Genomic DNA, 12,758 nt, shown 5'->3' on the forward strand with positions numbered 1-12,758 from the left:
TATGAAAAAATTATTCGCACTACTCGTTATTTCATTATTTGCATTGACACTCGCCGCTTGTAATGGCGGCGGTGGCAATACTGTTAAATACATTGAACTAACTTACGCTGACTGGGGTGATCCAGTGTTCAATCAACGTATGATTGACAAATTCATGGAAAAATACCCTAACATCACTGTTACATTAAGACAGGACATTACCGGTTCAGGTGCAACCTTTACTGGGAACCTCGTAACAGCAGCACAAGCTGGTCTATTACCTGACGTATTCGCAACCGATAACGTACCAACCGTCGTTAGAGCTGGTTTGACCTTAGACGTTGCTGATTTATGGGACGCTGACTCAGATACCACCATGGTATATGAAGATGTCGCTAAAACTGCGGTTTATAACGGCCACAGATATGCGGTACCTAGTTTCCAATTCTTAAAAGGTATTTTCATTAATTTGGATATTTTTGAAGAATCTGGTCTACAATCCGTTACTGGCAAGTATCGTTTAGACGCTGATGGTTATCCTGTCAAAGACTGGACCCATTCAGAATTCGTTGAAATTGCAAAAGCAATTACCAACTATGATATTCAAAACGTTGAAAACTTAGTCATCGGTTTTGATACATGGTACGGTTCACCAGACTTCCAACAAGTATGGCCAATGATGAACTCCACCCGTTTCGGTTACGATACATGGGATGGCGAAAAGTTCAACTATACCTCCACTGAATGGATTGATGCGATGCGTGCTAAAGTTGAAATCGACAACTACGAACTCAACTTAGGTGTGACTTCACGTTATCCAACTGCTGACTGGGAAAATACCCCTGCACTTCAAACCTATGTCATCCAATCCGGTTATGCCGCAATGGATATCGAAGGTTCATGGCAATTCTGGGTCATCCAAGAAGCACAAGATCAAGGAATCAACATGGGCTTCTGGCCTTATCCATCGGGTTCCGAAGGATTATTCCCACCAACCATTCTTGACTACCAAGCCATTTCTAGCCAAACTGCTCACCCAGAAGAAGCTTATCTACTTGCTAAATGGATGACATTTGGACAAGACGGATGGAACGCTCGTTTAGATTTATATGAAGATGACAAAGCCGCTGCAGAAGCTGCTGGTCAAACCCCTAAATATCTAGACCGCTTCCCAGTAGCTGCTTATCCTGGCGTTTGGGAAAGAGTTGCTGACTTAGTCGACGGTATCCCTGGTATTGAATACACATTGGACAGAATTGAAAATGCACGTCCTGACCTTGACAAATGGTTAGCCGGTTATAAAGATTTCTGGGCATGGGTAAGCGATACTGAAAACAACCCTTGGAGCTGGACTGCATTACAAACTGCTGGTCCTAACTCAGTAGCTGCATTCGCAGAACAATGGAATTTAAAAGCAAATGAATTGGTACAACAAGAAATTGCCAATTTAGGTAAAGACGAATAACAAATCCATGATTCAAGAGGGCAACCAACCACTGCCCTCTTGATATCATATCTATTGGAGGAAATCTATGATTAAACGCCTGAAAAAAATGAAATGGGTGCGCTTTTTAAGTGAATACTACCAAAAAGTCAAAGCGTTTTTTATTGCTTTTGGCTTCAAAAAGACATTGTCGTCTTTAATAGCTTTGGTATTGGTCATTTATGTGGTTGCATCTTTTTTTAGAGTAGCATCAAACGATGTTTTTTTCGATGCGCGCGCACTCACACGTGCTTATGAGGACAGCGCGACACTCAGTTTGAGTGAACAAACGTATTCCACGGTTAAAAAAGGATATTTATCCCATAATTACACCGAGAGTACCCTCGAGAAAACGTTTGACCCAATAGATATGACAGGCGCGTTGGTATCGGCACTAGACCCGAGATACCAAGACGCCATCAATGATTATGCGGATTATCGAAACGGGGCCAATGATACCGTTTCTGCATATCGTAGTCTAAGCGACCAAGTCACCTTTAACGTCGGCGCAATTCCAAGCGGCTTGTATTATATCGCTGTGGACTATTATGAATTATCGGAAAGTGTTCAAGCGACACAGGTTGGACTTAGAGTCAATCAAGTATATCCATTCTATGAAGCACGTACCCTCATTTTAGAAAGTGAATGGGTATTCGATAGTACTGAATTTGAATTAGACCGTTATCAGAATGAAATCCAACCCGGTTCAAGCAAACAACTGGCTTGGAAAACCATGATTTTGCGAGATCTTAAGGGCATGCATGCCGGATATTTTCAATTTTATTTACAAGCCAATGATGAAATCACTTTAGAACATGTATCTGGTGAATACCTCATTGGACAGGTTCATTTCGTTCAAGTGGATGAAACCCCTTCTTATGAAGCGTATTTGAATCAATACCCTAACGCAACCGTGATGAATCAGTTGGTTCAAGTATCGGCTAAAGATTTGGCATCCCGTAATGACGCATCGATTCGTCTAAGAGCAGAACGTGACCCATCATCATTACATTACGACACACAATTTTTGAAGATGAACACCATTTTTGGTGACTCATGGCAAAATGGTGGTCAAGCTGTCACTTATGAAATTGAAGTGGAAACTGCTGGTTTCTATCACATTTCATTCAAATACCGCCAATATATGATTAAGGATATGCCTGTGTTCAGAAAGATTTATGTGAATGGTGAAGTCCCATTCGATCTACTTGAAAGCTATGCATTCCCATATACCACGTCATTCATGCATCGTACATTGACCGATGAAAACAACGACGCATTGAAGATTTATTTGGAAGCAGGTACCAATACCATCACATTAGAAGCGGTATTGTATCCATATCGAAACACCATTGAATCTATTAAATACATTATGTCAGAAATACAAGATTTGGCATTACGTATTAAGAAATATACCTCTGGTGGCACTGACCGCTATCGTGACTGGGATATCGAAACTTATTTTCCAAACGCGGAAGGCGATTTACGCTTCTGGGCATTGGAATTAGATCAAATCTATGAAGATTTATTGGTCTTAACCGATACCAAAGCCCCGTCTGAAATACTTAACTTAAAGGTAGCAGCTACGCGTTTGCGCAGCATCGCTGGTAATGTTAATAAACTGCCTGGTCGTATGGTTCAATTCTCCGATGGTGACTCCTCCGTTAACCAAATGCTTGGAGATTTGATGCAACGACTCATGCGTGCTAACCTTGAATTAGAAAGAACCATGGTTCATGGTGATAAAGCCTTGCCTAAACCGTATGCAAACGTCTTTGTGAGCTCATGGGAAGGCTTAAAACGTTTGGTATTATCCTTCGTGAATAACCCATATTCCACCCAAAGAAGAGGTGACAATGAATTGGTTGTTTGGGTCAATCACCCACGCCAATACATTGAAATCATGCAAATGATGATTGACCAATCGTATGATGGCGATATGAAAGTGACCCTTTCACAAATGCCAGACCAAAATAAACTCATTCTCGCCAATGTGGCTGGTACTTCACCGGACGTGGCGATTGGGGTTGACCACTGGATTCCATACGAATTTGCCATTCGTGACGCATCCCTGGATTTACGACAATTCGAAGGTTATGCCGATTTGGTCACCAATTTTACCAAAGGTGCGATGATCCCTTATGTATTTGAAGATGGCGTTTTTGGTATCCCTGAAACCCAAAACTTCTGGGTAACTTACTATCGTACCGACATTTTAAACTCGATTGGCGTCACTGAAATCCCACAAACTTGGGATGAAATCATTGAAATATTACCTTTATTACAAAGTTACGGAATGAATTACTTCGTTCCACTTGCCCAATACGAAGGGTTAAAACCGTTTGTTGCAACCCTACCATTCATCTATCAATTTGGTGGTGACCTATACGCACCGAATGGTATGTCTACCGCGATCAATAGCGATCAAACCCTCCAAGGGATCCAATTGATGAGTAATTTATACACCTTGTATAATTTACCTCAACGTGTAGCGTCGTTCTATAATCAATTTAGATATGGTACCTTGCCAATTGGTATTTCCGATTTATCCAGCTATATTTTACTATCCACCGCCGCATCTGAACTCGATGGTTTATGGTCCATGGACTTACACCCAGGGGTTTATAATGAACTCACAGATGAAATCGTTCGATACTCTGCCGTCGGTGCGCAAGCGTCGATGATTCTATCTTCCACAAAGAACAAAGAAGAATCATGGGATTTCCTGAGCTGGTGGATGTCTACTGAAGTTCAAAGTGACTTCGCATTCAATTTACAAACCACTTATGGACGTCAATATTTCTGGAATTCTGCCAACGTGAATGCATTTATGAATTCATCGATGCCAGAACAATTCAAGAATGTCGTTCTTGAACAATGGACTTATGGTATTGAAGCATCTCGTATCCCGGGTGCTTACATGGTTGAACGTGAGCTCTCCAATGCTTGGAGTAAGGTCGTTTACAATGGTACCAATGTTCGATTAGCGCTAGATGACGCAGTGAGAATCTCTAACCGTGAAATCCTCTATAAGATGGCTGAATTTGGTTATGTTGAAAATGGAGTCATCATTAAGAATTACACAGTGCCTTCGATTTATAACATCGATTTGTGGCTAACGGAGGTAAACAATGCTTAAACGTATGAATCATCCAGCATGGTTTATTCTCCCGTACTGGATCCTATTCTCACTATTTATCATCATCCCAGTATTGATTGCGATGGGGTTATCGTTCACCTACTTTAACTCCATTCAAGCACCACGATACATTGGGGTTACCAACTACATTGAATTGATTACGATGGACAACATCTTCATGCAAAACGTATTGCCAAATACCGTTAAGTTTGCATTGATTGTCGGTCCGATTGGTTATTTACTATCGTTCTTATTGGCATGGATGTTGGCTCAAATTCCACAAAAACCGCGAACGGTTTTGGCCATCATTTTATATTCCCCATCCTTAACCATGGGGGTTGCGATGGCATCCATGTGGCGTATCATTTTCTCAGGAGACGCGAATGGGTATTTGAATAGCTGGCTCTTAAACTGGGGCGTTATTCTCGAACCAATTCAGTTCCTTCAATCCCCACAATACTTGATGAACATCATGATCATAGTCTCTTTATGGAGTAGTATGGGCGTTGGCTTCTTAGCGATGTTGGCCGGGGTGTTAAACATCGACCAAACCTTGTATGAAGCTGCTTATATTGACGGGATTAAAAACAGAACGCAAGAAATTTTTTACATCACCATTCCACAAATGCGACCACAAATGCTATTCGGTGCCGTTATGGCTGTGGTGGGAACCTTCCAAGCCGGGGGCATTGGGGTCGCCTTATCTGGGTCGAACCCAACGCCACAATACGCTGGTCAATTGATCGTAAACCACATTGAGGACTTCGGGTTCATTCGATACGCGATGGGTTATGCATCGGCCATCAGCGTGGTCTTGCTGGCATTGGTCTATATGTTGTCTAAAGTGACACAAAAAATTCTAGGAGAGAGGGATTAATATGGCTAGTTTCCAAGGCACAAAAATCAATCCGACGAGCTTCCATCGCAGTCAACTCACCTTTTATGCGTTTTTGATTCCACTATCGATTTTGATGTTATTACCGATTTTATTCATCATCAATCACGCATTCAAACCCATTTCTGAATTATTTGCGTATCCACCAGCATTTTTCGTTAAGAACCCTACAGTAAACAACTTTACGGAATTGGCACGCATATCGAGTGCATCAGGGATTCCATTTTCAAGATACTTAATCAACAGCTTATTGATCACTTCGATTGGTGTATTCTTCGCGATTACCATCACTGCACTCAGTGCATATGGTTTATCTAAATTGCATTTTAGAGGGAAGAAGGTATTGTTTGAAATCAATACGCTCGCACTCATGTTCGTCCCAATCGCAGTCCAAATTCCTAGGTATTTAGTCATTGCGAGAATGGGCATCATTGACACCTATTTGGCACACATTTTGCCAGTCGTCGTCATGCCAGTAGCGATGTTCTTAATCAAACAATTCATCGACCAAACACCGAATGAACTGATCGAATCGGCGAAAATCGATGGCGCATCGGAAATGCAGATTTTCTATCACATCATCGTACCAATCGTTTCACCTGCGATTGCGACAGTAGGTATCTTGGCGTTCCAAGCCATTTGGAACGATACATCGACATCGACCATCTTCATCACAGACGAGTCGAAACGTACACTTGCCTTTTATATGATGAGTTTAACCAGTTCCGTCGGGAACAACATCGCAGGTCAGGGGATGGCTGCTGCAGCGAGCTTAATCATGTTCGTACCAAACTTGTTATTGTTCGTATTCTTACAGAGTAAAGTCATGAATACCATGGCGCATTCGGGTATCAAATAATGAAAAAGGTCCTGATTGCTGCCCTATTCCTACTCGTTTGTCTCCTCCCAGTCAACGTCAAAGCGAACAATGGTATTCCTTATTACACCTTCACGTACTCTTCGACTCAACGTCGAATCGTACCAACTCAAGATGCGTATTTACCACTATCCATTACCAATGAAATTGGGGGTTATACCCTCGATTCTCCGGAAGATCTCACGATTGATAAAGACAACAACGTGTACATCGCGGATACGAAAAATGGACGTGTCATCAAATACAATTTACAAACCAATGCTGCAACCCTCATTGGCGATGGTTTCTTAACCAGTCCAATGGGTGTCCATGTTGGCTTAGACGGTGCTGTCTATGTGGTCGATTTTTCTCACAAGAAAGCCTATAAATATGTTTATGACAATGCCAATAATTCGTATGATTTAACCGTCACGTATGAACGTCCTGTCAATTCACCTTATTTCGCTCCAACCGATACGTTTGAACCGACAAAAATCATTACCGATTCGGGTAATAACGTCTATATCCTATTGGCTGGTTCCATCAATGGTTTAGCAGAATATAAGAACGATGGGGAATTCTTTGGATTCTTTGGGGCCAACCGTATTCCGAATACTTGGGATAACATCATCAAATCGTTATTGTTCGATGAACAACAACGTCGTGATTGGTTCAAGATGATTCCTAAAGCACTCAATAACGTCGCCGTTGACCAAGATGGTTTGATTTTGACCATCACCAATGGGCAAGACGGTTATTTGAAATTAAACATCGCTAACTTGGTGTTTAGCCAATCCAATTGGGGTTTTGATAACCTCATGGACTTGTATGTGGGTCCAAATAATACAATCTTCACCATCAACGCCGAAGGTTATATTACCGAATATACCCAAGAAGGACAGACCTTATTCATTTTTGCAGGTCCGGATAAGTCTTCCAATACCAAAGGGTTGTTCAACTCACCAACATCGATTGCAGTAGATGCCAGAAACAACATTTACGCCCTCGATAAATCCACATCCTCGTTACAAATTTTCGTGCCAACCGCTTTCGCGGATTTGGTACATACCGCCATCACTTTATATCAAGCAGGTCGTTATAGTGAATCCGAAGAACCTTGGAAACAAGTCCTTAAGATGAATAGCTTATTCGACTTAGCAAATAAAGGCATCGGCGATGCGCATTTCGCGAAAGCAGAATATGAACAAGCGATGCACTATTACGCGATTTCAAGACACTTAGAAGGTTATTCTAATGCGTATTGGGAAGTGCGTAATACCGCGTTACTAGCGGCTGCATCGTGGTTGGTTTATGTCATTTTCGCTTTAATTATTCTATCGATTGTTAACCGTTTCTTGCCATTCATGAAATACATCAAAGCGCCATTTAAAAAAGCACATGTGTTTATGAAGCGTTTCAAATTATACAATGAATTATTGTTTGGATTCCATGTCATTCGAAATCCGAATGATGGGTATTATGGCATCAAACGTGAAGGCAAAACATCGAATTTATCCGCAACCATTTACTTACTCACATTCTTCTTGATGTACATTGTGTTTATCTATACCACATCGTTCTTATTCAATGACCGTGTGGTTGCAGAAATCAATGTCTTACAACAAGTCATCACCGTGTTCGTACCATTCTTCTTGTGGGTCATCGCGAACTACTTGGTATGTAGTATTCGAGATGGTGAAGGTAAATTAAGCGATGTATATCAAGCCAGTGCTTATGCCTTATTACCGATGATCATTGCTTTACCAATCTTAGCGTTCATTTCCCATGGATTAACCTTAAATGAAGCATTCATTTTTGACTTCCTATTCAACGTATCGATTGGCATCACGGTGATTTATCTCATTGTCATGGTCAAAGAAATTCATTTCTATGAGATGAGAAAGACCTTAGGCAATATTTTCATCACCATTTTCACAGCACTCATGATATTATTGATGGTTTCCATCGTTTACATCCTATTGAGTGAAATTTTACAAGTATTCCTAGACATTTACAGGGAGGTGACCTCACGTGCTTAAAGTATTTAAATACCTCATCGTCGTGGTGATATTCAGTGCCTTAACCATCACTGTGGTCAACGCTAGTACCCAGAATAGTGCCTATGAAATTGTCCTTTCGGATAACTTCGGATATATTGAAGATTTGGTTTTACAAAGTTCTCGATATACCCAACAAGAACAAGTATCCCCTGAAGCTTTACAGTTGTATCGTGACGATTATACCCTCTCATTTACTGAAGATGAATTGGCATTTTTAGGGTATGAAGAAATCTTAAACGATGCACAACTCAGGGTTTACTTTGAACAAAAATCATTCTCTGTTGTCATTCAAAACAAAGAAACGGGTTATTTTTGGTCATCTCGTGCGGAATTCCAACACATTGAAGGTACCAATGAAACCCCACTCTTTAGAAACATGATGAACTCAGGCTTATGGATTGAATCGGTTCGTATGCTCACCAATGGTGGCGCACCGATCAATATCAACGAAAAGTCATTGGAAACCGAGTCCTTATACCGTATCGCTGGGGTTGCATATCCAAATGATGAAAACTTAATCGCGAACTACCCAGAATGTGCGCTTGGTTACGCCACATCCAATGTATGTTCACAAGTCATCATTCCCGAACGTTACAATGAAAGTCGTGTCCGTGTTGACCGCGTTTCAACCAGCGCTGATGCGATTGTTACCAAAGTCAATATCTTTGAATATGGTTTCTCATTCAACGTCGAATTGCGTCTTGAAAATGGCGTATTCAAAGCCAAAGTGTACTCTGACACCATTGTTGAAAATGATCCTAAGTTCAAACTTACAGGGATTTATGTATTTCCATATTTAGGCTCAACCAGAAAAGATACCACCCCAGGATATTTTGTCATTCCGGATGGCGTAGGTGCTTTGGTTCGAATCAATCAAATGCATGGGGATACTTTCCAAAGCCGTTATTTTGGTTCAGAATATGGTTATGATTCTTACACGACCAGCCAATTGACCATGCCAATCTTCGGGATTGTCCATGAAGTGGGTGGCAATGGTTTCTACGCTGAAATCGTCGAAGGGGCGCAACAAGGCATCCTTTACGCCGATTTATATGGCGCAAACAGTCGTTACAACTACATGCGTACCAAATACAGTGTGCGCGAATTATACCGCCGCATCATCAATGCAGAAGGTGGTGGCTCACTGACTTTACTTGACCAATTGACACAATACGATTACGCAACCGATTACCATTTCTTAGGAGGTTCGGATGCGTCATATGTTGGGATTGCTGCTAACTATCGTGAGAAATTGCGCGATGCAGGCATCCTTAAAGATTTGGTTGAACCAAGTGCCAACATTCCAATTCACTTAAATTACCTCATGGCAGATACGGAAAATGCTTTTATCGGTGTTCGACGTATCCGTATGACCCGAATCAACGATGTATTAGACATGTATGAAACCTTAAAAGAAGCAGGCGTTACCAATCAAATGGTGACTTTACATGGTTGGAGTAATGATGGCAATGGTGTGGGTCTAGCAAGAACCAAACTCAACGAATCCAGACGTCAATTTGAAAAACTCTCCGATACACTCGCTGAGGATGGCAATCCAGTTTATCTCAATAATGATTATGTGGTTGCATCAGATTCTAGACGTGTCAATTACATCAATGATATCGCTAGAAATGTATCCAGACTTAAAATGACTTATAGCAATCTTTCCTTCTCAGGGGTAGAATCCAACATTCAAGTGTTATACCCTAAAGCCACAGCTGCGAAGCTCAAAGGCGATGAAAAGTTCTATAACAATTTGGGTTATGGTTTAGAAACTGGATCTGTGGGTAATATGTTGTTTAGCTATTATGATAATAGAGTCTACGAACGTGGTGACGCGATGGCTTATTATCAAGATGCGCTTGAAGGCTACGATAACCTATTATTGTCTACACCCAACAGTTACCTATGGCAATATATGGATGGTTATCTAGACATGGCTGTCACCAATGGGCAATTTAATTTCTATACCGATTTAGCACCGATTTTACCGATCGTGTTGTCGGGTAGTGTACCTGTATTTACCCCTTATTTAAACTTTAATGCGCTTGGCAATGAACGTCTGTTGATGATGATCGACTTCAACATCAACCCACGTTATGTCTTGACAGAAGAAAATACATATAAAATGCGTTACACCCGTTCTTCAAATCTATACACCACCGCTATTTCAGATTATGAAGCGGAAATCATCGATACGTATCAATATATCAATGATGCGTTAAAACATGTCATTGGTGCGATGATCGTTGAACGTGAAGTGGTTGCGTTAGGTGTGGTTAGAGTTACTTATGATAACGGTGTATCGATATATGTCAACTATAGCGATGAAATCTACATGAATAATGATGTCATCCTATTTGGTAAATCGTATGAGGTGGTCCTATGAAAAAACAAACCATAGCCCCTGAAAGCAACGTTATTAAGGCACCAAAAGTGAAAAAAGCGAGTCGTTTGACCCGCAAACAAAGAGAATACCTTCATGGTTTCCTCTTCATCGGATTATGGCTATTTGGCTATTTGGTGTTCACATTCTATCCAATGATCAAATCGTTTTATCTCACATTTACAAAATCCTTTTACAACATCAATCGTGGGATTTATCAAGTGGAATTCAACGTGGGTCAAGGTAACTTATTTGGTTTCTCAAACTACATTAACGTGGTAAGAAGCCAAACATTATTGCCATTATTCTCCGATTACTTGGCGAAGATGGCGATTGCAGTACCGCTCATTATTGTATTCTCGATTTTAATTGCCATGCTCATCAACTTACCGATCAAAGGCAAGGGATTATGGCGTACCATATTCTTTTTACCAGTCATTATTTCATCCGGACCAGTCATTTCCGAATTATCCAGACAAGAAGCGACTAGCTTACCATCCATCAGTGAATCGGCAGCTTTACAATTCTTATTCGATAACTTAGGTGAATGGATTGCTCGACCAATTGAAGCCCTATTCGCATCCCTATTACTCATTTTATGGTATGCCGGGGTACCGATTCTCATCTTCTTGGCCGGTTTGCAAAAGATTGACTCCTCGGTCTATGAAGCCGCGTCGATTGACGGTGCTTCGCCATGGGATCGTTTTTGGAAAATTACGTTACCTTCCATCAAACCATTGATTTCAGTCGCCATCATATATGTGGTCGTATCGATGTCCTTGTTTGTTGAAACCGGTGGTATTCTCGAATTAACCAGAACGCACATGTTGGCTGGTGCACCAGACAATCAAATCTGGCTAGGTTATGGTTATGCCGCTACCATCGCTTGGATTTACTTCATTTTGATGGTCTTAGTCATGTTGATTTTCATCGGTCTACTATCGATTAGACGAAAAGAGGTGAAACGATGGGGTTAATAGATAAACTAAAAAACCGCTTAGGTGATCAACACCAACGCAAAGTTCGTATCAAAAAACTATTGCTTGGGATGAACTTAACCGACGGTTTGGTATTTAAAATCGCTATTTATACCTTACTCATCAGCTTCGCCTATGTTTACTTGTACCCATTGTTATTTATGATGGTCAACTCACTTAAAACCGTAGATGACCTCATTGACCCAGGTGTCAAATGGATCCCAACCACGATTGAGATTGAAAACTACAACCGTGCGTTTAAGGTTTTAGCCTTACCACAATCGATTTTTGGAACTTTAGGTTATGTCTTAAAGGTATCCATCGCATCGACAGTAACATCTGCATTGGTTGGTTATGGGTTTGCGAAATTCGAATTCCCATTTAAAAAGATTTTATTCGTTTTGATGTTGGTTACCTTTATATTGCCACCACAAGTGACGATGGTGACCAATATTGAAATCTTCAATACCTTGGGTAAATTGCCGCCATTCACATGGATTGGTGGATTCATGAGTTCACAAAACTCAATGTTGTTCCCAGCCATCTTTGGACAAGGGTTGAATCAATCGATTTTCATATTGATTTTCTATCAATTCTTTAAAACCATTCCACAAGTCTTGATGGAATCTGCAGAAATTGATGGGGCTGGTCAATTTAAAATCTTTACAAGAATCGCTTTACCATCCGCTGTACCTTCGATTGTGATCGTATTCTTGTTCGCAACCGTTTGGTATTGGAATGAAACATTCATGACCGCTCTTTATGTGGGCGGCAACGTGACGATGCCACTGCGTTTAGTACAATTTGTATCGTCGTATGAAACATTATATCCACCTGGAACCCTCGGTTCAGAACTCAATGAAGCCATTCGCTTGGCTGGTAATATGGTTTCCATACTACCATTGTTGGTGCTCTACTTTGTTGCACAAAGACAATTCACTGAAAGTATTGACCGTACTGGTATCACAGGCGAATAAGGAGGC

At 41.0% G+C, this 12,758-nt stretch carries 8 protein-coding genes; all 8 read left to right on the plus strand.

The genetic code is table 11. From position 1 onward, the window contains the following. Position 1: 1 nt before the first annotated feature. Positions 2–1,444 (plus strand): ABC transporter substrate-binding protein, encoded by a 1,443-nt coding sequence (locus N7548_RS04940; protein ID WP_263608352.1) that lies wholly within the window; start codon positions 2–4, stop codon positions 1,442–1,444. A gap of 67 nt (positions 1,445–1,511) precedes the next feature. Then, complete coding sequence (locus N7548_RS04945) at positions 1,512–4,601, plus strand: extracellular solute-binding protein (protein WP_263608353.1); 3,090 nt, start codon at positions 1,512–1,514, stop codon at positions 4,599–4,601. Further along, the gene (locus N7548_RS04950; protein ID WP_263608354.1) at positions 4,594–5,478 is read left to right on the plus strand and encodes a carbohydrate ABC transporter permease; all 885 of its coding nucleotides are present in this window, start codon (positions 4,594–4,596) and stop codon (positions 5,476–5,478) included. Before N7548_RS04945 ends, N7548_RS04950 begins: the two co-directional genes overlap by 8 nt. A gap of 1 nt (position 5,479) precedes the next feature. Then, positions 5,480–6,355, plus strand: coding sequence for a carbohydrate ABC transporter permease (locus tag N7548_RS04955; RefSeq protein ID WP_263608355.1), 876 nt, complete (start codon positions 5,480–5,482; stop codon positions 6,353–6,355). Beyond that, positions 6,355–8,391 carry a YIP1 family protein gene (locus N7548_RS04960; RefSeq protein ID WP_263608356.1) on the plus strand — a complete coding sequence of 679 codons (2,037 nt, stop codon included), beginning with the start codon at positions 6,355–6,357 and terminating at the stop codon, positions 8,389–8,391. Before N7548_RS04955 ends, N7548_RS04960 begins: the two co-directional genes overlap by 1 nt. Continuing rightward, positions 8,384–10,801 (plus strand): DUF5696 domain-containing protein, encoded by a 2,418-nt coding sequence (locus N7548_RS04965; protein WP_263608357.1) that lies wholly within the window; start codon positions 8,384–8,386, stop codon positions 10,799–10,801. Before N7548_RS04960 ends, N7548_RS04965 begins: the two co-directional genes overlap by 8 nt. Beyond that, entirely contained in the window at positions 10,798–11,775 is a 978-nt protein-coding gene (locus tag N7548_RS04970) for a carbohydrate ABC transporter permease (protein WP_263608359.1), read from the plus strand. Before N7548_RS04965 ends, N7548_RS04970 begins: the two co-directional genes overlap by 4 nt. Further along, positions 11,766–12,752: a carbohydrate ABC transporter permease gene (locus tag N7548_RS04975; RefSeq protein ID WP_263608360.1), complete on the plus strand. Its 987-nt coding sequence runs from the start codon at positions 11,766–11,768 to the stop codon at positions 12,750–12,752. The genes N7548_RS04970 and N7548_RS04975 overlap by 10 nt, the downstream gene beginning before the upstream one ends. The last annotated feature ends 6 nt before the right edge of the window (positions 12,753–12,758 follow it).

Source organism: Paracholeplasma manati (assembly GCF_025742995.1).
GTDB lineage: Bacteria > Bacillota_I > Bacilli_A > Acholeplasmatales > UBA5453 > Paracholeplasma > Paracholeplasma manati.

Bases quoted from the DNA above. Each gene is read 5' to 3' on its own strand.
- N7548_RS04945 (WP_263608353.1), top strand. From the start codon at position 1,512: ATGATTAAACGCCTGAAAAAAATGAAATGGGTGCGCTTTTTAAGTGAA.
- N7548_RS04955 (WP_263608355.1), top strand. From the start codon at position 5,480: ATGGCTAGTTTCCAAGGCACAAAAATCAATCCGACGAGCTTCCATCGC.
- N7548_RS04975 (WP_263608360.1), top strand. From the start codon at position 11,766: ATGGGGTTAATAGATAAACTAAAAAACCGCTTAGGTGATCAACACCAA.
- N7548_RS04960 (WP_263608356.1), top strand. From the start codon at position 6,355: ATGAAAAAGGTCCTGATTGCTGCCCTATTCCTACTCGTTTGTCTCCTC.
- N7548_RS04970 (WP_263608359.1), top strand. From the start codon at position 10,798: ATGAAAAAACAAACCATAGCCCCTGAAAGCAACGTTATTAAGGCACCA.
- N7548_RS04950 (WP_263608354.1), top strand. From the start codon at position 4,594: ATGCTTAAACGTATGAATCATCCAGCATGGTTTATTCTCCCGTACTGG.
- N7548_RS04940 (WP_263608352.1), top strand. From the start codon at position 2: ATGAAAAAATTATTCGCACTACTCGTTATTTCATTATTTGCATTGACA.